This window comes from Buchnera aphidicola (Nippolachnus piri) (genome assembly GCF_039383305.1).
Classification (GTDB): Bacteria; Pseudomonadota; Gammaproteobacteria; order Enterobacterales; family Enterobacteriaceae; genus Buchnera_F; species Buchnera_F aphidicola_AZ.
Genome location: NZ_CP135009.1, coordinates 260965 through 284092, shown reverse-complemented (window position 1 = coordinate 284092; position 23128 = coordinate 260965). Strand labels below are relative to the sequence as shown.

At 20.6% G+C, this 23128-nt stretch carries 19 protein-coding genes and 1 tRNA gene; 14 read left to right on the top strand and 6 right to left on the bottom strand.

The window, feature by feature from the left end; translation table 11 throughout:
* Window positions 1–41: 41 nt before the first annotated feature.
* The 3 genes from rpmA to RJT25_RS01275 form a co-directional block, all read right to left on the bottom strand.
* Window positions 42–302, bottom strand: a complete 261-nt coding sequence (gene rpmA, locus RJT25_RS01285; protein ID WP_343126419.1) for a 50S ribosomal protein L27 — start codon at window positions 300–302, stop codon at window positions 42–44.
* Window positions 303–313: 11 nt separating this feature from the next.
* Window positions 314–631: a 50S ribosomal protein L21 gene (rplU, locus tag RJT25_RS01280; protein ID WP_343126418.1), complete on the bottom strand. Its 318-nt coding sequence runs from the start codon at window positions 629–631 to the stop codon at window positions 314–316.
* 154 nt (window positions 632–785) lie between these two features.
* The gene (locus RJT25_RS01275) at window positions 786–1046 is read right to left on the bottom strand and encodes a BolA family transcriptional regulator (protein ID WP_343126417.1); all 261 of its coding nucleotides are present in this window, start codon (window positions 1044–1046) and stop codon (window positions 786–788) included.
* 242 nt (window positions 1047–1288) lie between these two features.
* Here RJT25_RS01275 and greA point away from each other — a divergent pair, with 242 nt between their 5' ends.
* The 12 genes from greA (at window position 1289) to RJT25_RS01215 (ending at window position 15111) form a co-directional block, all read left to right on the top strand.
* Complete coding sequence (greA, locus tag RJT25_RS01270; protein ID WP_343126718.1) at window positions 1289–1768, top strand: transcription elongation factor GreA; 480 nt, start codon at window positions 1289–1291, stop codon at window positions 1766–1768.
* A 164-nt stretch (window positions 1769–1932) separates the two neighbouring features.
* The gene (locus RJT25_RS01265; RefSeq protein ID WP_343126416.1) at window positions 1933–2562 is read left to right on the top strand and encodes an RlmE family RNA methyltransferase; all 630 of its coding nucleotides are present in this window, start codon (window positions 1933–1935) and stop codon (window positions 2560–2562) included.
* 63 nt (window positions 2563–2625) lie between these two features.
* Complete coding sequence (ftsH, locus tag RJT25_RS01260) at window positions 2626–4431, top strand: ATP-dependent zinc metalloprotease FtsH (protein ID WP_343126717.1); 1806 nt, start codon at window positions 2626–2628, stop codon at window positions 4429–4431.
* 270 nt (window positions 4432–4701) lie between these two features.
* Window positions 4702–4932, top strand: coding sequence for a preprotein translocase subunit SecG (secG, locus tag RJT25_RS01255; RefSeq protein ID WP_343126415.1), 231 nt, complete (start codon window positions 4702–4704; stop codon window positions 4930–4932).
* A gap of 62 nt (window positions 4933–4994) precedes the next feature.
* Window positions 4995–5085: transfer RNA gene (locus tag RJT25_RS01250), tRNA-Leu, on the top strand.
* A gap of 85 nt (window positions 5086–5170) precedes the next feature.
* Complete coding sequence (nusA, locus tag RJT25_RS01245) at window positions 5171–6640, top strand: transcription termination factor NusA (protein WP_343126414.1); 1470 nt, start codon at window positions 5171–5173, stop codon at window positions 6638–6640.
* Window positions 6641–6957: 317 nt separating this feature from the next.
* Window positions 6958–9036, top strand: coding sequence for a translation initiation factor IF-2 (gene infB, locus RJT25_RS01240; protein WP_343126413.1), 2079 nt, complete (start codon window positions 6958–6960; stop codon window positions 9034–9036).
* Between the two features lie 63 nt (window positions 9037–9099).
* Window positions 9100–9453, top strand: a complete 354-nt coding sequence (rbfA, locus tag RJT25_RS01235; RefSeq protein WP_343126412.1) for a 30S ribosome-binding factor RbfA — start codon at window positions 9100–9102, stop codon at window positions 9451–9453.
* Between the two features lie 27 nt (window positions 9454–9480).
* Window positions 9481–10416: a tRNA pseudouridine(55) synthase TruB gene (gene truB, locus RJT25_RS01230; RefSeq protein WP_343126411.1), complete on the top strand. Its 936-nt coding sequence runs from the start codon at window positions 9481–9483 to the stop codon at window positions 10414–10416.
* Window positions 10417–10516: 100 nt separating this feature from the next.
* Window positions 10517–10747, top strand: a complete 231-nt coding sequence (gene rpsO, locus RJT25_RS01225) for a 30S ribosomal protein S15 (protein WP_343126410.1) — start codon at window positions 10517–10519, stop codon at window positions 10745–10747.
* Window positions 10748–10946: 199 nt separating this feature from the next.
* Complete coding sequence (gene pnp, locus RJT25_RS01220) at window positions 10947–13031, top strand: polyribonucleotide nucleotidyltransferase (RefSeq protein WP_343126409.1); 2085 nt, start codon at window positions 10947–10949, stop codon at window positions 13029–13031.
* A gap of 304 nt (window positions 13032–13335) precedes the next feature.
* Window positions 13336–15111 carry a DEAD/DEAH box helicase gene (locus tag RJT25_RS01215; RefSeq protein WP_343128830.1) on the top strand — a complete coding sequence of 592 codons (1776 nt, stop codon included), beginning with the start codon at window positions 13336–13338 and terminating at the stop codon, window positions 15109–15111.
* Between the two features lie 85 nt (window positions 15112–15196).
* Here the strand turns inward: RJT25_RS01215 and RJT25_RS01210 are convergent, their stop codons facing one another.
* Together RJT25_RS01210 and argF are read right to left on the bottom strand one after the other, a co-directional pair.
* A complete protein-coding gene (locus RJT25_RS01210; protein WP_343126407.1) occupies window positions 15197–15598 on the bottom strand; it encodes a Rid family hydrolase in 402 nt (133 codons plus the stop codon).
* Between the two features lie 129 nt (window positions 15599–15727).
* Window positions 15728–16735, bottom strand: coding sequence for an ornithine carbamoyltransferase (argF, locus tag RJT25_RS01205; protein ID WP_343126406.1), 1008 nt, complete (start codon window positions 16733–16735; stop codon window positions 15728–15730).
* A gap of 294 nt (window positions 16736–17029) precedes the next feature.
* Here argF and RJT25_RS01200 point away from each other — a divergent pair, with 294 nt between their 5' ends.
* Window positions 17030–19855: a valine--tRNA ligase gene (locus RJT25_RS01200; RefSeq protein ID WP_343126405.1), complete on the top strand. Its 2826-nt coding sequence runs from the start codon at window positions 17030–17032 to the stop codon at window positions 19853–19855.
* A gap of 92 nt (window positions 19856–19947) precedes the next feature.
* Entirely contained in the window at window positions 19948–20883 is a 936-nt protein-coding gene (locus tag RJT25_RS01195; protein ID WP_343126404.1) for a rhodanese-related sulfurtransferase, read from the top strand.
* A gap of 120 nt (window positions 20884–21003) precedes the next feature.
* Here the strand turns inward: RJT25_RS01195 and RJT25_RS01190 are convergent, their stop codons facing one another.
* Window positions 21004–22860, bottom strand: coding sequence for an ATP-binding cassette domain-containing protein (locus tag RJT25_RS01190; RefSeq protein WP_343126403.1), 1857 nt, complete (start codon window positions 22858–22860; stop codon window positions 21004–21006).
* Between the last annotated feature and the right edge of the window lie 268 nt (window positions 22861–23128).

The following is a 23128-nucleotide window of genomic DNA, read 5'->3' as shown; positions in this document are numbered from 1 at the left end:
TTCTTTAAAAAAATATTTATATAAATTTTTTTAAAAAAAAATTAAAATTTTTTCATAATATGTATATATTTTTTTTGAGGAATTCCTTTTTTTTGAAATTTTACGATTCCATTTATAAGAGCAAATAAAGTGTGATCTTTCCCGCATTTAACATTTTTTCCAGCATGGAATTTAGTACCTCTTTGTTTTATAAGAATATTTCCTGCTTTAACGAATTCACCTCCATATTTTTTAATACCTAATCTTTTAGATTTAGAATCACGTCCATTTCTTGTAGATCCGCCAGCTTTTTTGTGTGCCATAAATTTTCTCGTTATTTAGTATAAATAATTTTTTCTATTAAAACTTCAGTATATTTTTGTCTATGCCCTTGTGTTTTTTTATAATGTTTTCTTCTATTAAATTTTATAATTTTAATTTTTTTATTTTTACCATGTTTTTTAATTTTTCCGGAAATATAAGATTTTTTAATTATTGGATCTCCAAAAAAAACATGATTTTTAATAGAAATTAATAAAATTTCTTTAAAAAATATTATTTTTCCTATTTTTTCATTAATTTTTTCTAAACGAATTGTTTGTCCAATTTTAACTTTATATTGTTGATTATAATGTTTTAAAATAGCATACATAATTTTTCTCATGAGAAAATTTTTTGTTAAAATTATTTTATAATAATATTTTTTTATATTTATTTTAAAAAAATATTAAAATTTTTTTATTTTTTTGATATATTGAATATTTCTTATTAGAAATATTTTAATTAAAAAGAAATTTATAAAATTTTTATAGATAATGATTTTTTTTATATTTTTTCCATTCTTGTAATGTATATGTTTGTATACAAATTGAATGTATATCATTATTTTGAAAATATTTCATTAATGGAAAATAAATAATTTTTTCTCTTTGTACTGTTTTTAAATTTAAAAAAATTTCTCCTATCGCTATAATTTCAATATTTTTTTCAAAACCTTTTATGATAATTTTTTTTAAAGATAATTTTTTTTTTAATAATTTTTTAATTTTTGTATGTTGTGTATTCATAATATTTTAAGAAAATAATAAAAAAGATTTTATAGTATCATTTTAAATTAGATATATATTATTAATATTTTAATATTACAGATTTTTTAGAGAAATTGATATAATATTTTATTTTTTTTATTATAATTAAAAAATATTTTATAAGAAAGCTTAAATATAAAATATTTTTTTATATAATAATAAAATCTTTACATTTTATATAATTCAAATTTTTTATAATAATTTAAAAAGGAAATTAGGTGATTTCAAATATTCCTATGACATTAAAAGGTTTTTTACAATTAAAGAAAGAATTATCAGATTTAAAATTTGTTAAAAGAAAAAAAATTATTTTAGCAATTTCAGAAGCTCGTAAATTAGGAGATTTAAAAGAAAATGCTGAATATCATGCTGCTCGTGAAGAGCAATTTTTTTGTGAAGGAAGAATTTCTGAAATTACTCGTAAATTATCTAAAGCATCAGTGATTGATATTACAAAAATTCCATATACTGGTATTGTAATTTTTGGTGTAACAATTACTATTATGAAATTATGTACAAAAAAAAAATATTCTTATCAAATTGTTGGGGATGATGAAGCTAATTTTAAAAAAAATACAATTTCTATTTATTCACCTATGGCTCGAGGATTAATACGTAAAAAAATTAATGATGTAGTGGTTATTAATACACCTTTAGGGGAAATTCAATATAAAATTTTAAAAATTAAACATATTTTGTAAAAAACAAATTTTTTCTTAAAAAAATAAAAATTTTTTTTAATTTTTTAGTAAAATTTTATATAAATAAAATATTTACATTATAATTTTTTAAAAAAATTTTAAATATATTTAATAAATCAAATTGGAAATTTTATTAGATGAAAAAAAAATAAATTTTAAAAATAATGATTAAAAGAAAATATAGTCTAAAATCAATAAAATGGTATAAAAATTCTTTAAAAGACTTTTTTATTCAAAAAAGAAATCAAAAGAATTTACGTTCTAGAGCGTGGTTTAAATTACAGGAATTAGATAATAATTTAAAAATTTTTAAAAAAGGAATGTGTGTTATAGATTTAGGTTCTTCTCCTGGCGGATGGTCTGAATATATTCAAAAAAAAATAGGTAATACAGGAAGAATTATTGCATGTGATAGATTGCCAATGAAAAAAATACCAAATGTATTTTTTATTTTAGGAGATATTCAAAATACTATTTTAATTGAAAAAATTGTTTTTTTATTAAAAAAAAAAAAATGTGATGTTATAACATCGGATATATCTCCTAATATTAGTGGTTTTACAATTATTGATAATGAAAATTTTTTTAATTTATGTGATATTGTTTTAACAATATCTATAAAATTATTATCTAAAAAAGGATATTTAATTTTTAAATTATTTCAAGGAGTGGGATTTCAATTTTATATACAGCATATTAAAAAATATTTTTTAATAGTTAAAATTTTTAAACTTAAAACTTCACGAAAAAAATCGCGAGAAGTTTTTATTGTGGCTAATCAACGAAAAATTTAATTCATGAATTCTTTTATAGATGTCATGTGAGGATTTCTTTTGAAGGGTACTATAAAAAATTTAATGTTATGGTCTTTTATAACTATTATTTTAATGTCAATATTTCATAATATAAATTTTCAAAAATCTAAAATAGATATAAATCATTATTCTGAATTTTTATCAGAAGTTACAAATAATGAAATTAAAAAAGTATGTATTAATGGTCGAAAAATAGAAGTTGTTAAAAAAAATAATAATAGATATATAACTTTTTTACCTATGTATGATGCAAATTTATTAAATATTTTATTAAAAAAGAAAATTAAAATTGTTGGAATAATTTCTAAAAAACCTAATATTTTTTTTACTATTTTCGTGTCTTGGTTTCCAATGTTTTTATTAATATGTGTTTGGATTTTTTTTATGAAAAAAATGAAATTAGGAGGAGGAAAAGGAATTTTATCTTTTGGAAAAAGTAAAGCAAAAATGTTAGCAAAAAATGAAATTAAAATTACTTTTTCTGATGTAGCTGGTTGTGATGAAGCTAAAGAAGAAGTATCTGAGTTAGTAGAATATTTAAAAGAACCTAAACGTTTTCAGAAGTTAGGAGGGAAAATTCCTAAAGGAATTTTAATGGTAGGACCTCCAGGTACCGGAAAAACTTTATTGGCAAAAGCTATTGCAGGTGAAGCAAAAGTTCCTTTTTTTACAATTTCTGGTTCTGATTTTGTAGAAATGTTTGTTGGTGTAGGAGCTTCGCGAGTTCGTAATATGTTTGAAAATTCTCGTAAATATGCGCCTTGTATTATTTTTATTGATGAAATAGATGCTGTTGGACGTCAAAGAGGTTCTGGTTTAGGGGGGGGGCATGATGAACGAGAACAAACTTTAAATCAAATTTTAGTTGAAATGGATGGTTTTGAAGGAAATGAAGGGATTATTTTAATAGCAGCAACTAATCGTCCAGATGTATTGGACCCTGCATTGTTAAGACCAGGTAGATTTGATCGTCAAGTTGTTGTTTCTCTACCAGATATTCGAGGTCGAGAAGAAATATTAAAATTACATATTAAAAAAATTCCTCTCTCTAAAGATGTAAAATTGAGAATTTTAGCTCGAGGTACTCCAGGATTTTCAGGTGCAGATTTAGCTAATTTAGTAAATGAGGCTGCTTTGTTAGCTGCTAGATTTAATAATATAGTAGTTTCTATGGATGAATTTGAAAAAGCAAAAGATAAAATTACTATGGGTATTGAAAGAAGATCATTAGTTATGACTGATCTTCAAAAGGAATCTACAGCTTATCATGAAGCGGGACATGTTATTATAGGTCAATTAGTACCTGAACATGATGCGGTACATAAAGTTACTATTATTCCTAGAGGACGGGCTTTGGGTGTTACTTTATTTTTACCTGAAAGAGATATTTTAAGTTATAGTCGTCAAAAACTAGAAAGTAAAATTTCTACTTTATATGGTGGAAGACTTGCAGAAGAAATTATTTACGGTTCAAAAAATATTTCTACTGGTTCTTCTAATGATATTAAAATGGCAACTGATTTAGCGAGGAATATGGTAACTAAATGGGGTTTTTCAAATCGTTTGGGTCCTTTATTATATCATAAAGAAAATAATGAAATTTTTTTAGGAAAATCCGTTACAAAATTTAATAATTTATCTAATGAAACGACTCATATTATAGATGAAGAAATTAAATTATTAATTGATATAAATTATCAACGAGCACGAAAAATTTTAGAAAAAAATTTAGATATTTTGCATGCTATGAAAAATGCATTATTAAAATATGAAACTATTGATTCAAAACAAATACAAGAATTAATGTTAAGAAAATTAGTTAGTGCTCCAAAAGGTTGGAAAGATTAATTATTTAAAAAAACTTTAAAAATTTTGAAAAATTATATTATTTAAAATTAAAAATCTTAATATATTATTAAGCAATATCTTTTGTCTATCTCATTTCATGAGATAGGCATTTTTTTTTAAAAAAAATCTTTTAGAAATATATTTTAAAAATATAAATTATTTTTTTTATAGAATAAAATTTTTTAGATTTTAGATATATAATATTTTTATAAATTTTTATATATTTTAAAATTATATTATTTTTTTAAAAAACATAAGGAAATTTTTTGTATGTTTTCTTTCTTTACATCTTTTTTTTTTTTTATTGCTTTATTTTTAATTTTTTTAATTTTAATACAACCTACAGAAGGTTCAGAATCAATTGCAAATATTTGGGAAGTTTCGCATCCTATTTTAAGTAAATTTGTAAGTGAAAATACTATTAAAAAAATTACTTTTATATTAGCTATTTTATTTTTTGTTTTATGTTTAATGTTATGTAATTTAAATTTTTTAATATAAATATAAAAAAATATATAATTTTTAAGATAAATTAGATTTTTTTTTAAATTAAAACATAAAATACTGAAGTGGTGAAATTGGTAAACACACTATCTTGAGGAGATAGCATTTTTAAAAAATATAAATATGCGGGTTCGAATCCCGCCTTCAGTAATTTTTTTTATATTTTTTTTTTAAAAAAAAATAAAATCTTAATAAAATTTTTTAAAATACATCGTCTGTATTAAGGATAATGGGCATGAAAAAAGAAATTTTAACTGTAGTAGAGTTAGTTGCTAATGAAAAATCTCTTCCACGAGAAAAAATTTTTGATGCTTTAGAAAAAGCATTAGAAATGGCAACAAAAAAAAAATATAATAAGGATATTGAAATTAGAATACATATTAATCGTAAAAAAGGTACTTTTAAAACTTATCGTCGTTGGTTAGTAGTATATAATGTAAGTTATCCTACTAAAGAAATTACTTTAGAAGCAGCTAAATTTGAAAATAAATGTATTAAAATTAATGAATATATAGAAGATTGTATTTCTTCTATAAAATTTGATCGTATAGCTACTCAAATAGCTAAACAGGTGATTGTTCGTAAAGTACGAGAAGCTGAAAGATCTATGTTAGTAGAAAAATTTAGAAAAAAAAGAGGTACAATTATTCGTGGTATTGTTAGAAAAATTACTAGAGATCATATAATATTAGATTTAGGAAAAGATCTTGACGGAATACTATTAAAAGAAGAAATGTTACCAAGAGAAAATTTTAGAATAGGGGATCGAATTCGTGGTATTTTATATAAAATAATCACAGACACATATAAATCACAATTGTTTATTAGTCGTACTAAAATAGAAATGCTTATAGAATTATTAAGAATTGAAGTTCCAGAAATTGGAGAATCTTTAATAGAAATTAAATCTATAGCTCGAGATCCTGGATTTCGTTCTAAAGTTGCTGTACAAACTAAAGATAAAAATATAGATCCGGTCGGTGCGTGTGTGGGAATTCGTGGAGCGAGAGTTCAATCTATTTCTAATGAATTATATGGTGAAAGAATAGATATTATTTTATGGGATCAGGATTTTTCAAAATTTGTGATAAATTCTATGTCTCCGGCGACTGTTACTTCTTTAATTTTTAATCCGGAAAAAAATATTGTGAATATTGCAGTAGAAACAATAAATTTAGCTCAAGCTATTGGTAGAAATGGTCAAAATGTACGTTTAGCTTCACAATTAACAGGTTGGGAATTTAACATAATGACAATTGAAGATTTGAAAAATTTAGATCATATACCATATAAAAATATTATTAAAATTTTTAAAAAAGTCTTAAATTTAAATACAGATTTAATTAATATTTTAATAAAATTTGGTATTTTTTCTCTTGAAATATTATCAAAAATAGATATTTTTCAATTTTCTTTAATACCAGAAATTTCAAAAGATATATTGTTAAAATTACAAATTAAAGCAAAAAATTTTTTATTAAAAAATAATAATGAAAAAATAAAAATGTTAAACGCAGAGAAATTTTTAAAAAATTTTTTAAAATTAAAAGGTATGAATAATTTAATTGCTATTCAATTAATTAATAAAAAAATTTATACAATTAAACAATTATCAAATTTATGTATTGAAGATTTAAAAAATATACCAAATTTAAATCTTATTCAAGCTAATGATTTAATTACTCAAGCACGTAAAATTTATTAGTTTTATAAAATTTTTAAATTTTATATTTTTTATTTTTTTTTTAAAAAAAAAATAATAAAAAATTATAAAAATTTTATTTATTTTTAAAATATTTATATTATATAAAAAATTTATATAAATTTAATATTTAAAATTGTTAAAAATTAATTATATATTTATAATTATAAAATTATATCATAAAATTATATTTTTTGTATATTAGAAATTTTTATTTTATATATTTTTTTGTACCATAAGTGATTAAAATTTTAATAATGTGATTTGTATTATTAAATAATTTTTTTTAAAAAATAGTTTTTTTATATTAAGGAAATTTTGTGGCGTTAAAAGATAAAAAATCTGATAGAAGTTCAGTAATTAAAGAAAAAAAAAATCACAAATTTTTAGGTGTTAAAAGTAAAACAGAATTTTTTAAAAAAAAATCTGTAAATATTAATAGTGCAAAGAAGAAAAATAAAAATATTGTTATTAAGCGTCAAAGTATTCAAAAAAACTTAAAGAATATTAAATTTCGTAAATATTTTAAAAAAAACGAAAAAAAATATTTATCTCAACAAGAAAAAAAAAATATTCAGATTAATCGTAAAATAAAAAATTGTTTTTTAGTACATTCGGCTTTGAGACAAGTTTTTAAAAAACCTATAAAAAATATTAATAAAATTGTAAATATAGGATTTTTTATTACTATCTCTGATCTAGCAGATAAAATGTCTATTAAAAAAGAAAAGGTTTTAAAGACTATAAAGAAAATAGGTCTTAATAATTCCATTAAAAATGTTTTAGATCAAGAAACTGCACAGTTAATAGCAGAAGAAATGGGATATAAAGTAATATTACATGCAGATAATAAATTAGAATTATCATTATTAAAAGAGCGTGATTTTATATTGAAAAAAAATCTTCAAGAACGCTCTCCTATTATTACTATTATGGGGCATGTAGATCATGGAAAAACTTCATTATTGGATAAAATTCGTACTACAAATTTAGTTAAAAAAGAATTTGGAGGAATTACTCAACATATTGGGGCTTATTTATTAAAAACAAAAAATGGAAATATTACATTTATAGATACTCCTGGACATGCAGCGTTTACTGCTATGAGAGCTCGAGGTGCTAAGCTTACTGATATTATTATATTAGTAGTAGCTGCTGATGATGGAGTTATGCCTCAAACTATTGAAGCTATTAAACATTCTAAATTTTTTAATGTTCCAGTTATTGTTGCTATTAATAAAATTGATAAAATAGAAAGTAATATTAAAAAAATTAAAAAAGATTTATTAAAATATTCGATTGTTTCAGAAGATTTTGGTGGAAATAATATTTTTGTTAATTTGTCAGCTAAAACTGGAGTTGGTATTTCAGATTTATTACAAGCTATTTACTTACAGGCTGAAATTTTAGAATTAAAGGTTTCTCATACAGGAATGGCTTCTGGGGTAATTTTAGAATCTTTTTTAGACAAAGGATACGGTCCTGCTGCATCTTTAATAGTTACTGAAGGATGTTTACAAAAAAATGATGTTTTTATTTGTGGATTTGAATATGGTAAGATTCGAGTCATACAAGATGAAAATCGAAAAGAAATTTTAAAAGCCGGACCATCAATGCCTATAATAATATATGGATTTTCAGGATTACCAAAAACTGGAGATGTTTTTTTAATTGTTAAAAATGAAAAAAAAGCGCGTAATGTTGCTTTATATCGTAGATTTAAGGATCGTGAAGAAAGATTTTTAAATGTCAAGCGTAAAAATATAGAAAATTTATTTAAAAATATTAAAAAAGATGTTAATACAACATTAAATATTATTTTAAAAACAGATACTCATGGTTCTTTAGAAGCAATTTTAGATTCTTTAATAGGATTATCAAATTCTTATTTTACACTTAATATAATATCTTCTGGAGTAGGAGCTATTACAGAAACTGATGCTTCTTTATGTATGACGTCTCATTCTATTTTATTAGGATTTAATGTACGAGCAGATATTTCAGCAAAACGTTTAATAGATTCAGAAAAATTAGATTTAAGATATTATTCTATTATTTATAATTTAATAGATGATATAAAATTATGTTTAAAGGGTTTATTAAAACCTCTTAAAAAACAAAAAATTATAGGATTAGCTGAAGTTCGAAGTATTTTTAAATCTCCTAAATTTGGTTTAATAGCTGGATGTATAGTTCTTCAAGGTGTTGTAAAAAAAACAAATCCTATACGTATTTTAAGAGATAATATTGTTATTTATGAAGGATATTTAGAGTCTTTACGTCGTTTTAAAGAAGATGTTATAGAAGTGAGAACTAATATAGAATGTGGAATTGGTATTAAAAATTATCATAAAATTCAAATTAGAGATCAAATAGAAGTATTTAAAATTTTTTCTTAAAATCTTTTTAAAACAAAAAACAAATTTTATTTATTTTTTAAAAAAATATTTTAGGGATATTTTATGTTAAAAAAATTTTATCGTCTAAAGAAATTATCTTGTTATTTTCAGAAAGAATTGTCAAATATATTTTATTATGATTTACGGGATCCTCGTTTATTTCAGAAATTTACTATTACACATGTTAAAGTATCTCATGATTTAAGTTATAGTAAAGTTTTTATAATTTTTTGGTCTTTAAAAACTAAGGATAAAATTGTTCGATATTTAAAAATTTTACAAAATGCTGCACATTTTATTGGAATTTTATTAGGTAAAAGAATATCTTTACGTATTTTTCCAAAACTTTTTTTTTTAAATGATTCTTCTTTTTTAGAAGGATCTAGAATTTCTTTAATATTAAAGAAAAAAAAATAATATTTTTTTAAAAAAAAAGGTTTATTAATGAAGTCTAAAAAATATATTGAGATTAATGGTATGTTATTATTAGATAAACCTAAAGGTTTATCTTCTAATAATTTTTTACAACATATTAAATATCTTTTTTCAGTAAAAAAAGCAGGATATATTGGTTCTTTAGATCCTTTAGCTACTGGTATGTTACCAATTTGTTTTGGTAAAGCAACTAAGTTTTCAAAATATTTATTAGAAATGAAAAAAACTTATCATGTGATTGCACAATTAGGACAAAAAACTATTACAGGAGATATTTCAGGTATTATTTTAAAAAAAGAGATAGTAGATATTAAATTTGAAAAAATTATACAAATTTTGAAAAAATTTCATGGTATTATACATCAAATTCCTTCTATGTATTCTGCAATTAAATTTAAAGGTATACCATTATATAAATATGCTCGTCAAGGAATAATAGTTCCTAGAAAGAAACGTATATTAAAAATTTATCAATTAATCTGTATACAATATTTATATGGTTTTTTAGAATTAAAAGTTGTATGTTCTAAAGGTACTTATATTCGTAGTTTAATAGAAGATATAGGAGAATGTTTAGGATGTGGAGCTCATGTTGTATTTTTACGTAGAATATCTATAGGTCCATATAATATTTCAAATTTAATAACTTTATCTCAAATATATAAAAAAAAACATAATCAAAGGTTTCAAAAAAAAACAAATTTTTTTATAAATATAAGAGAATTTTTATTACCTTTAACTTCATTAGTAAACGTATATCCTAAAATATTTTTAATAAAGAAAGATATTTTTTTTTTAAAAAATGGAAAATCTATATTTTTAAAAAAAAAAAAATATTTAGGATTTATTCAAATTTTTCAAGAAAATACTCAAAAATTTGTAGGAATGGGTAAAATTAATTCAAAAAATTATTTATTTATGGATCAAATAATTTCTGATATTTAATTTTTAGAAAAAAATTTTCAATATATATGTTGTTTTTTTACAAAAAAATATAATTTTAAAGTAAAATTAATATTTTTAAAAAATTATAGGTTATTTTTTTATGAAAAAAAAAATGAAAAACAATAGCGGATCTTCAAATTTTCAAATTTCTTTATTAACTAAAAAAATTAATTTTTTACAGTCACATTTTTTAGTACATAAAAAAGATCATAGTAGTCGTCGAGGTTTATTGAAAATGGTTTCAAAACGTCGAAAATTATTAAATTATATTAAATATAAAGATCGTATAAAATATTTAAGTTTAATAAAAGTTTTAGGATTACGGCATTAAAAAATTTTTTAAAATTTTTTTTTAAGAATATTTTTTTAGAAAAGGGCTTTTGTGCTCTTTTCTTATTATTTTCTTTATAAAAAAATTTAATAGTTTTTAAGTATTTATATGATATTTGATTAAATTTTTATAATTTATATATAAAAATATTTTATAAAATTTATTTAAATTTTTTTTATTTTGTAGAAAGGATCTAATTTTGTTAAACCCAATTGTACATAAATTTTTATATGGTAATAATATTATTACTTTAGAAACAGGAGTAATAGCACGTCAAGCCACTACTTCCATTCTTGCTAGTATGGATGATACTACTGTTTTAGTTACAGTAGTATGTAAAAAGATTACTCAACATTCTCAAAAATTTTTTCCTTTAACTATTAATTATCAAGAACGAACATATGCGGCGGGTAGAATTCCTGGGGGATTTTTTCGTCGAGAAGGGCGCCCAAGTGAAAATGAAATTTTAATTGCACGTTTAATAGATCGTCCGTTACGCCCATTATTTCCTAAGGGATTATTGTTTGAAATACAAATTGTTATTACAGTAATTTCATTAAATCCTCAAATTAATCCAGACATTATTTCTTTAATAGGTACTTCTGCTGCTTTAAATATTGCTAATATTCCTTTTTTAGGTCCTATTGGTGTAGCGCGTGTAGGGTATGTTGCTAATAAATTTTTATTAAATCCAAATATAGAAATTATGAAAAATAGTTCTTTAGATCTTATAATTTCTGGAACTAAAAATACTATTTTAATGGTAGAAGCAGAAGCAAAAATTCTATCTGAAGAGAAAATTTTAAAAGCAATTTCATTTGGACATGAACAGCAAAAATTATTAATTGATAATATTAAAATTTTTTCTAAAAAAATTATTTCAATTAAAAAAAAATTTGTTAACATAGTGATTCCTTTTAATCGTAATTTATATGTATTTATTTTAAAGTTTTTCAAAAAATCTATTCAAAATGCATATTGTATAATCTCAAAAATTAAGAGAGAAGAGAAACTACAAGAAATTAAAGAAAATTTAATAGAATATTGTTTAGAACATTTTAAAGATGTTGAAATTTCTGAAATAGAAGAATGTTTATTTATTTTAGAAAAAAAAATTTTTAGAAAAAAAATTTTAAATGAAAAAAGAAGAATAGATGGGAGAACATTTAAAAAAATACGTACTATAGATATTAAAACTGGAATATTATCTCGAGTACATGGATCTGCATTATTTACACGTGGAGATACTCAAGCATTAGTTTCTACAACATTAGGTACTTCAAGAGATGCTCAAAATTTAGATGAACTTTTAGGGGATCGGATAGAAAATTTTTTATTTCATTATAATTTTCCTCCTTATTCAGTCGGAGAAATAGGGATTATTAGTTCTCCAAAACGTCGAGAAATAGGTCATGGAAAATTAGCAAAACGCAGTTTATTAGCTATTATGCCTACAATAGATAAATTTCCTTATACTGTGCGAGTTGTTTCAGAAATTACAGAATCTAATGGTTCTTCTTCAATGGCCTCGGTATGTGGAGCTTCTTTATCTTTAATGGATGCAGGAGTACCTGTAAAATCGGCAATAGCTGGTATAGCAATGGGATTAATTAAAGAAAAAAATAAATATTTTATTTTATCTGATATTGTAGGAGAAGAAGATTATTTTGGTGATATGGATTTAAAAGTTTCTGGAAATCTTAAAGGTATTACTGCATTACAAATGGATGTTAAAATTATTGATTTTTCTTTAGAAATTTTACAAAAAGTTTTATTACAAGCTAAGGAATCTCGTATTTTTATTTTAAATACAATGGAAAAATTTATACAAATACCTCGTCATCAAATTTCTCCATTTGCACCACGGATTCACACTATTAAAATTAATCCTGAAAAAATTAAAGATGTTATTGGAAAAGGAGGAGCAGTTATACGTATGTTAACAGAAGAAACTGGTACTATTATTGAAATTAAAGATGATGGAATTGTAAAAATTTCTGCTGCTTTAGAATCTAAAGCAAAACATGCAATTCGTAGAATTGAAGAAATTACAGAAGATATTGAAATTGGAAAAATTTATGTTGGAAAAGTAGTTCGAATTGTAGATTTTGGAGCTTTTGTATCCATTGGAATAGGAAAAGAAGGATTAGTACATATTTCTCAAATTGGTAATAAAAGAGTAGAAAAAGTTACAGATTACTTGTGTTTAAATCAAATTATTTCTGTAAAAGTTTTAGAAATTGATCGTCATGGTCGGTTACGTTTAAGTATGAAAAGTATTTAAAAAATTTTGAAATTATTTTATAGATTAAAATATTTTGTTTTAACTATTATAAATTTTATTTATAATAAATTTATCATGACTATCTAACTTTTACATTTTATTGTATAATTGTTTTTATATGATATTTATTATTTAATATTAAGTATTTATAAATATTTTTTTTAAAAAATTTAAATATTTTTAAATATTTTTTACATTTATTTAATTTTTGCCAGTTCACACTCTGTAAGAAGAAAATATTATTATTTTCTTCGTGAGTTATGTAGTAGACTGGCCATGGTTATAAAAGAGGCTCATAAACTTCATGACTCATATTTATCAATCTTTTTCTTCTTTTAAATTAAATATTAATTTATTAAAAGCTTTAAAAGATTTAGGATACTTAAAACCTTCTCCTATACAAACGGCATGTATTCCTTTATTATTAAATGGAAAAGATGTTTTAGGAATGGCTCAAACTGGAAGTGGAAAAACTGCAGCATTTGCATTACCATTATTACATAATGTATCAATTAATCGTAAAGTACCTCAAATTTTAGTACTTGCTCCTACGCGAGAATTAGCTATACAGGTTTCTTTATCATTTTCTGATTTATCAAAGTATTTAACGGGTATTCAAGTTTTGGCATTATATGGTGGTCAGAGATATGAAGTACAATTAAAAGCTTTAAAAAAAGGTCCTCAAATTGTAGTAGGAACACCTGGTCGTTTATTAGATCATTTAAAGAGAGGTACATTAAATTTATCAAATTTATGTGGATTAGTTTTAGATGAAGCAGATGAAATGTTGAGAATGGGTTTTATAGAAGATGTAGAAAATATTATGTCTAAAATACCTAAAAATCATCAAACAGCTTTATTTTCAGCTACTATGCCTAATATTATTCGACGTATTTCTCGAAGATTTATGAAAAATCCTCAAGAAATTCAAATACAATCTAATTTAACAACTCGTCCCGATATTAAACAGAGTTATTGGTTAGTTAGAGGACGAAAAACTGATGCTTTAATTCGTTTTTTAGAAGCAGAGGATTTTTCTGCAACAATTATCTTTGTGAAAACAAAAAATGCTACTTTAGAAGTTTCTGAAGCATTAGAAAAAAATGGTTATAATAGTGCTGCTTTAAATGGTGATATGAATCAAACTTTAAGAGAACAAACATTAGCTCGTTTAAAGAATGGAAGATTAGATATTTTAATTGCTACAGATGTGGCTGCTAGAGGATTAGATGTAGATCGAATTAGTTTAGTTATTAATTATGATATTCCAATGGATGCAGAATCTTATGTGCATCGTATTGGACGTACTGGGCGTGCTGGAAGAACTGGTAGTGCATTATTATTTGTAGAATATAGAGAAAGACGTTTATTACGTAATATTGAGCGTGTTGTAAGAATGAATATTCCGGAAGTTCAATTACCTAATATTGATATTATTAGTAAACGTAGATTACAAAAATTTTCTGAAAAATTACAAAAACAATTAGAGAGTAAAAATTTAGAAGAATATCGTTTGTTATTACCTAAATTAAAAATTACTGATACAAAAAATTTTGAATTATTAGCGGCAGCATTATTAAAAATGGCTCAAGGTGAACGTGTTTTAATTCTAAAACCAGATGAAAATTTTTTATATTCAACTCGTAAAAAATCTTTTTCGATGTATGGAAAGGAACAAAAAAAAAAAATATTTAAAAGAAAAATTTTTTCTGGCACTACTCAAAATTTATTACCTGAAAGATTTTTAATGAATGTTTATAAGATTTCTGTAGGTAGAAATGATGGTGTTGAAGTACGACATATTGTAGGGGCTATTGCAAACGAAGGAGATATTAATAGTCGTTTTATAGGAAATATTAGATTGTTTTTTGATTATTCTACAGTAGAATTACCAAAAAATTTTTCTTTAAAAATTCTTAAAAATTTAAAAAAAACGCGTGTCTTAAATAAACCAATAAATATTCAATTATTACCAGATGCGAAACCTAAAGAATATCGTCGTATAGTTAAAAAACGTTTTTATTCAAGAGTTTCAAAATTTTCTGATAAATTTAAAAAAAATGTATATCAAAAAAAATAATTTGAATATTTTTGTTTTATATTAATTTTTATTTTTGAAAAAATTTTTTTTAAAGAGTTTTTATGCCACAATGTGGCATATATTTTTAATTTTTTAAATTTGATACATATGAAATTGTTTCAATTTCTATGAAAGCTTTATAGGGTAGATCTAAAACTCCAACACATGATCTAGCGGGATATATTTGTGTATGTTTTTTAAAAAAAAATTCATATGCTTGATTAATAATTTTAATTTCAGATAATTTAGTAGTGAAAATGGTTGTTTTAATGATATCTGAAATTTTTAAATTTTCTTGTAATAATAATTTTTTGATTTTTTTTAATGTAAAAAGTGTTTGAGTATATAAATTAGGGAAAATTTTTGTTTTTTGATCATTTTCTACAAAAATTTGTCCTGATGTAAAAAAAAAATTTCCAGCTTTTACTGTATGTGAATATGGTCCGTATTTTTTAAAATTTTTTAATTTTTCAGTAAATATTTTCATTAATGTATCCTTTTTAAAAAATTTTGAAATTTTTTTAACATATTGTATAATTTTTCAAATTTCTTTATTGTTAAAATTTTTTTAATTTAAAAAACTAATAATTTTTTAATTGATAAATTTATTATTTTTTTATAAATGTTTTTTAGAAGATAATGTAGAAATTAATAACGCTTTTAAAGTAAATAGTTTGTTATATGATTGTTGAAAACTTATATTATATTGAGATTTAAAAATTTTTTCTGAAATTTCTAAACCTTTTTTTAAATTATATTTATTATGAATTTTTTTACTTAAAGTTGATTGGGTATTGTGAAAAGCCGGTAAACAATGTAATATTTTTAGCTTTGGATTATTTATTTTTTTAATTAATTGAGAATTAATTTGATACGGTAATAAATCATATATTTTTTTTTTCCAATTTTTTTCTTGTTCGGTCATAGATACCCAAACATCTGTATAAAGAAAATGTATATTTTTAGTTCCTATTGAAATATTTTCAGTATATTGAATATTATTGATTTTTGTATTTGTTTTATAGATATATTTATCTAAAAATTTTTTTTTAGGCCAATATTTTTTAGGAGCTATAATAATTAATTGAAATTTTAAAATTTTAGCGGCTTCTAAAAGAGTATTAGAGATATTATTTTGAGCATCACCTATGTAAGCGCATTTAATTTCTTCAAATTCTAAATTAGGATAAATTTCTTTTATTGTGAATAAATCAGCTAAAATTTGCGTTGGATGAAAAAGTTTTGATAATCCATTCCATATTGGAATAGTAGCGTATTTTTTAAATATTTTTAAAGTATTATGAGAAGTGCCGCGATATTGTATTCCATGATATAATTGATTTAAGATTTTAGTTGTGTCTTGAATAGATTCTTTATATCCTAAATGAGATTCATTAGAATTTAAAATTGTTGAATATACTCCTTGTTCATAAGCAGCAATTTCAAAAGAACAACGTGTACGTGTAGAAGATTGTTCAAAAATTAAAATAATTTTTTTAGATTTTAAAAATTTTTTTTCTTTTTTTTGATTTTTTAAAATTTTTGAAATCTTCAAAAGATATAAAATTTCTTTTTTTTGATAATCTGAAAATTTTAAAAAACTTTTTTTATATAATGTGTTCATAATTATACTCAATATTAATAATTTTAGTTGTTAATTTTTTTTTTGAATAATAATATTTTTATAATATTAATATTTTTAAAAAAATAATATTTTATTTTTAAAATTTATAAAAATATTTAAAAAATAAAAATAAAATATTATTAAAAACAATTTAATAAAAAATTTATTTTCATATTGTTATAACATATATTTATTATACTGTATTTTAAATTTTCTTAAATTTTTTTTTTAAAAAAAAATATTTTTTTAATTTAATATATTTTTTTAAAAAAATATAATTAATAAAGGGTATTTATGGAAAAAAATTATAATACTATCTTAATAGAAGAATTTGTTTTTAAAAAATTACATCAGAAAAATTCTGAAAAATATTCTAAAATTAATAATAATTATTGTATTATGATGCCTCCCCCTAATATTACAGGAAAATTACATATGGGGCATGCATTTCAACAGATTATTATGGATACCTTAATTCGTTATCATAAATTACTAAAATATAATACTTTGTTACAGATGGGTACGGATCATGCTGGTATTGCTACGCAATTGATTATAGAAAAAGAAATATTTAGAAAAGAAGGTAAAGAAAGATTTAATTACACACGTCAAGATTTTATAAAAAAAATTTGGAAATGGAAAAAAAATACAGAATTTTTCATTTTTGAGCAAATTAGAAAATTAGGTATCTCAGTAGATTGGTCAGATATACGATTTACATTAGATAAAAAATTTTCAAGAGCTGTAAATCGTGTATTTTTAAAATTATTTAAAAAAAAATTAATTTATCAAAAAAAAAAAATAGTATATTGGGATCCAAAATTAAGAACTGTTTTATCTGATTTAGAAGTAAAACATTTAGAATCTAAAAGTTTAATTTGGTATATTAAATATTTAATATTTGAAAAAAAAAATATTAAAGAAAAAAAAAAATATATTGTAGTGTCTACAACTCGTCCTGAAACTCTTTTAGGAGATACTGCAATTGCAGTAAATCCTCAAAATATTAAATATTCACAATATATTGGGAAATTTGCAATTGTTCCTATTGTTAATAGAAAGATTTCTATTATTGGTGATTCTACAGTTGATTTAAATATTGGTACTGGATGTTTAAAAATTACTCCAGCACATGATTTTTTTGATTACCAAATAGCTTTAAAACATCAATTATATATGATTAATATTTTTTCTGATTCCGGAAAAATTTTAAAGAAATTAGAAGTTTTAGATTATGAAGGAAATCCATCATGTTTTTTTGATTCAAAAATTCCGGTTATTTTACAGAATGAAGATCGTTTTTCAGCTCGTAAAATAATTATAAAAATTTTAAAAAAGAAAAATTTATTACATTCTAGTATCTTAAAGAAAAACTTTATTCCTTATGGAGAGCGTAGTCAGGTAATTTTAGAGCCTAAATTAACAAATCAATGGTTTTTGTGTACTAAAAAATTATCTAAAATTGCAATCGACTTAATTGTTGAAAAAAAAATTATATTTTTTCCTAAGCAATATAAAAATATGTTTCTTTCTTGGATGTTAAAAATTGAAGATTGGTGTATTTCAAGACAATTATGGTGGGGACATCGATTTCCTATTTGGTATGATGAACATAATAATATTTATATTGCTGAAAATGAAAAAGAAGTTCGAAAAAAATATTTTCTCAAAAAACATGTAATTTTGTTACAAGACACAAATGTTTTAGATACATGGTTTTCTTCTAGTTTATGGACTTTTGTAGGATTAGGTTGGCCTAAATGTACTAAAAAATTTAAAATGTTTCATCCTACGGAAGTATTAGTAAGTGGATTTGATATTATTTTTTTTTGGATTGCTCGTATGATTATGATGACTGCATATATTTTAAAAGATAATAAAAATAATAATTTTTGTATTCCTTTTAAAAAAGTATATATTACAGGTTTAATATGCGATGATAATGGAAAGAAAATGTCTAAATCTCAAGGTAATATTTTAGATCCTTTAGATATTGTATATGGTATAAAATTAAAAAAATTAATTATAAAACGTACAAAAAATTTAACAGATGAAAAGATGTTAAATAATATTAAAAAAAATATTATTCAAAAATTTCCTCATGGAATTAAAGCTTATGGAATTGATGCATTAAGGTTAACCTTTTTATCATTATCATCTACGAGTCGTTATATTTCTTGGGATATGAATCGTGTCAAAGGTTATAAACATTTTTGTAATAAATTATGGAATGTTAGTCGATTTATTTGTTTAAAAATAGAAAAAAAATTTTCAAAAAATTTTCAAAAAATTTTTTATATATCTATTTTAGATAAATGGATTTTTTTTAAATTACAGGTAGTAATAAAAAATTATCATAATTATTTTAAAAATTTTCGTTTCGATCTTTTAGTAGCTTTATTATATGATTTTGTATGGTATCAATTTTGTGATAAATATATTGAAAATATAAAATGTATTTTTTTGGAAGAATTTTCTTGGAAAAAATTTCATGTTCTTACAATTTGTATTCAAGTTTTAAAAAAAATTTTAAAACTTCTTTATCCTATTATACCTTTTATTACACAATATATTTGGATGAATATGGTAAAAATTTTAAAAAATTTTTCTAAAAAAAAATATATTATGAATTTGCCTAAAATAATAAATGTTGATTCTTATAAATCTTCATTTGATTTTATTGAATGGTTTTATAAAATAATTTTTAAGTTACGTAAAATACGTTCAGACTTAAAATTTAAATATAATTATTCTTTCGAAATTTGTATAAAAAATTTGTCATATAATAAAAAAATTTTTTTAAATGAAAATTATAATTTATTAAAGAAAATTGCTTTCCTTACAAAAATCACATTTTTTCCTTTTTTAGAAATAAAAAAATTTTTTATATCATATATAATAGATGAAATAGAAATTTTTATTTTTTTACCTAAAAGTACATATTTAGAATATTTAAAAAAAAAAAATATTCAAAAGAACATTAAAATAGAACTTATAATTAAAAAATTAAAATTACAATTATCTAATCATAATTTTTTATTTAATGCTCCTCAATCTTTGATTTTAAAAAAAAAAAAATTATTAAAAAAATATAAAAAAATTAAAAAAATATATACTTAAAAAAATAAATTAATTTTTTTATAATAAAATTTTAAATTTTTAAAAATTTTTATAATTGTTTTATATAATCTTTTTAGGAATGTTATAAATATATGTCTGTACAAAAAAAATATATTTCAAGTTTAGAATTAAAAAAGAAAGTATTAAAAGAGTTATTTTTAAGATATGTTTTATCTTTTTATAAATATTTTTTTATAAAAAATCCAACTGAATTTTCTAATAAAATTAAAAAAATTTTTATTAAAAAAAATATATTAGGAAGAATTTATATTTCTAAAGAAGGAATTAATGCACAAATTAGTATTCCATGGTATTTTTTAAAATTTATTAAATTATTTATTAAAAATTTAGATATAAAATTAAATAATATTAATTTTCAGAGGGAACTATCAAATAAAAAAATATCTTTTTGGAAATTAATTATTAAAATACGATCACAAATTTTGTCTAGTAAAATAAAAAATTTTATTTTTGATAGAAATAGAGTTGGAAAATATTTAAATGCTGAACAAGTTAATCAATATATACATAAAAAAAATGCTATTTTAGTAGATATGCGTAATCATTATGAATATTATATAGGGCATTTTAAAAATTCTATAACTTATCCTTCTCAGACTTTCAAAATTCAATTAAAAAATTTACATAATTTTTTAAAAGATTATAAAAAAAAAAATATTATTTTATATTGTACAGGAGGTATTAGATGTGAAAAAGCTACTTCTCTTTTACTATATTATAATTTCAAAAATGTTTTTCAAATTTTTGGGGGGATTTTAGGATATATACATGAAGCAAAAATAAAAAATTTACCAATTTATTTTTTAGGAAAGTTATTTGTATTTGATGCTCGTTTAGAAGAAAAAGTTACTTCAGATATTTTTACCAAATGTAAAAATTGTAAAAAAATTACAAATAATAAATATATTAATTGTAGAAATAATTTTTGTCATTTATTATTTATTCAATGTAATTCTTGTTCTAAAAAATTTAATTTTTTTTGTTCTGAGAAATGCAAAAATATCTAAAAAATAAAAATAATTTTATTTTTTAAAATTAGTCTTAACAGATTTTAAATATTTAATATTTTTAAATATACTGTTAAGATTATTTTTATATTATTTATAGTGTTATATATAAGAAATTTTTTATTTTTTTAAGTTTTCTAGAAATTCCCATCTTAAAAATTTTTTTTTTATTTTTTTTTTTTTATTTGATAATTTTAAAAAGATTTTTTTAATTACGATAGGATTCTGTTGATAAAAATTTTTTTGAATGATTTTTTTTTCAATTTTTTGTATTTGCGCTTCAATTTCTTCTAATTCTTGAGGTAAATTCTTTAGTTCTTTTTTTAATTTATATGTTAATTTTTGTGAGTCTTTAAGATTTTTTTTTTTTTTATTTTTTTTTTTAATTTTTTTTTTAGTATTTATTGATTTTTTATAAATATTGGGATAATAGTTTAAATCGATTGTAATTTTACCGTTTTTTTGGAAATACCAAAATTTTTTTGAAATATTTTTTATAAAATTTCGGTCATGACTAACTAGAAAAATTGTTCCCGGATAAGATTTTAAGATTTTTTCTAAAAATGATAATGTTGTAAAATCTAAATCATTAGTTGGTTCATCTAATATTAATACATGACTAGGTTTTAAAAATATTTTTAAAAATAATAATCGATTAATTTCGCCACCAGATAAAGTTTGTACTAATGAATAGATTTTTTCAGTAGAAAAATTAAATTTTTTTAATAAACTAAAAATATTATATGTTTGATTTTTAAATTTTATATTATTTAAATTTGTAGAAAAATTTTCTAAAATAGTTTTTTTTTTATTAAGATTTTTTCGTTCCTGATCAAAATAAGAAATTTTAATATTTTTTCCAATCTTGATTTTACCAGATGTTAAATTAATTTTTTTTAATAGTAATTTTAAAAAACTACTTTTTCCACATCCATTCGAGCCTATTAAAGAAATTTTATCTCCATATATTATTTTTTCTGAAAAATTTTTTATTAAGTATTTTTGATTTCTTATTAAAGAAATATTTTTAAGATTAAAAATAATTTTATTAGATCTTTCTAAAGAATTGATTAAAATTGGATAACTTTCTTGTGTTTTTTCAATTTGATCATATTCATTTTTTAATTCTATAAATTTTTTAAGACGTCCTTCATTTCTTGTTCTTCTAGCTTTTATACCTTTTTTTGACCATATTTCTTCTTTTTTAATTTTTTTTTGAAATTTTAAATTTTTAATATTATTAATATTTTCTTGAAGTTTAAGTTTTTTAAAAAAATCGTTAAAATTTTTTATTTTCCAAAAGTTTAAAGTTTTAAAGTTAATATAAATAATTTTATGTGTAATATGATGAATAAATTCACGATCATGAGAAGTAAATAAAATTGCACCTTTATATTTTAATAAATATTTTTCTAACCATTCAATACTAGTAATATCTAAATGATTAGTAGGTTCATCTAGTAATAATAAATCTGATTTTTGAATTAATATTTTTGCTAAATTAACTTTTTTTAACCAACCTCCTGATAAAGAATTTAAAAGTGTATTTTTTTTTAATTGCAAAATTTTCATAATTTTTTTAATTTTTGAATATTTTTTCCAGATTTTTTTTTCATTAATATTAAAAAAATTATTAAAATTTTTTAAATTAGATTTTTTTTTTATTGAAAAATTTTGAAAATTTATAAGTTCTCGATATTTTTTATTAATGTTTTTACATAAAAATTCATAAATAGTTTCTTTGGAACGTTTAGGTAAATTTTGTGATAAATATGCTATTTTAAGATCTTTTTTAATAAATAAAGAACCTGCATCTAATAATATTTTTTTTTTAATAATTTTTAATAATGTTGATTTCCCGGAACCATTATTTCCTAAAACACAAATTTTTTCTTTTTGATGTATTATAAGATTAATATTATTTAAAATTGGAATTTTATTAAATTTTATTTTTCCGTTTTTAATATTTACTAACATTTTTTTCTCTTTCTGATTTTATTTTTAAATTTTAAATTAAATTTAAAAAAATATAAATTATTATTTTTTATTATAAAGAAAATAATATATGTTTCATGTATAAAATAAAATATTTTTTAATTTTTTATATGAAGTTTTATAAAATATTGTAAGATTATTTTTTGTATTTTAAAAAATTTTATTTTTATATAAAATATTTTATTTTTAAAAATATTTATATATATTTTTTTTAAAAAATAGTATTTTAAAGATAATAAAAATATTTTAT

Coding starts and splice junctions, on each gene's coding strand:
- argF (WP_343126406.1), bottom strand. CDS start 16,735: ATGAACACATTATATAAAAAAAGTTTTTTAAAATTTTCAGATTATCAA.
- RJT25_RS01215 (WP_343128830.1), top strand. CDS start 13,336: ATGACTCATATTTATCAATCTTTTTCTTCTTTTAAATTAAATATTAAT.
- nusA (WP_343126414.1), top strand. CDS start 5,171: ATGAAAAAAGAAATTTTAACTGTAGTAGAGTTAGTTGCTAATGAAAAA.
- secG (WP_343126415.1), top strand. CDS start 4,702: ATGTTTTCTTTCTTTACATCTTTTTTTTTTTTTATTGCTTTATTTTTA.
- rplU (WP_343126418.1), bottom strand. CDS start 631: ATGTATGCTATTTTAAAACATTATAATCAACAATATAAAGTTAAAATT.
- RJT25_RS01275 (WP_343126417.1), bottom strand. CDS start 1,046: ATGAATACACAACATACAAAAATTAAAAAATTATTAAAAAAAAAATTA.
- RJT25_RS01195 (WP_343126404.1), top strand. CDS start 19,948: ATGTCTGTACAAAAAAAATATATTTCAAGTTTAGAATTAAAAAAGAAA.
- rpmA (WP_343126419.1), bottom strand. CDS start 302: ATGGCACACAAAAAAGCTGGCGGATCTACAAGAAATGGACGTGATTCT.
- rbfA (WP_343126412.1), top strand. CDS start 9,100: ATGTTAAAAAAATTTTATCGTCTAAAGAAATTATCTTGTTATTTTCAG.
- ftsH (WP_343126717.1), top strand. CDS start 2,626: ATGTTATGGTCTTTTATAACTATTATTTTAATGTCAATATTTCATAAT.
- rpsO (WP_343126410.1), top strand. CDS start 10,517: ATGAAAAAAAAAATGAAAAACAATAGCGGATCTTCAAATTTTCAAATT.
- truB (WP_343126411.1), top strand. CDS start 9,481: ATGAAGTCTAAAAAATATATTGAGATTAATGGTATGTTATTATTAGAT.
- RJT25_RS01190 (WP_343126403.1), bottom strand. CDS start 22,860: ATGTTAGTAAATATTAAAAACGGAAAAATAAAATTTAATAAAATTCCA.
- RJT25_RS01200 (WP_343126405.1), top strand. CDS start 17,030: ATGGAAAAAAATTATAATACTATCTTAATAGAAGAATTTGTTTTTAAA.
- RJT25_RS01265 (WP_343126416.1), top strand. CDS start 1,933: ATGATTAAAAGAAAATATAGTCTAAAATCAATAAAATGGTATAAAAAT.
- RJT25_RS01210 (WP_343126407.1), bottom strand. CDS start 15,598: ATGAAAATATTTACTGAAAAATTAAAAAATTTTAAAAAATACGGACCA.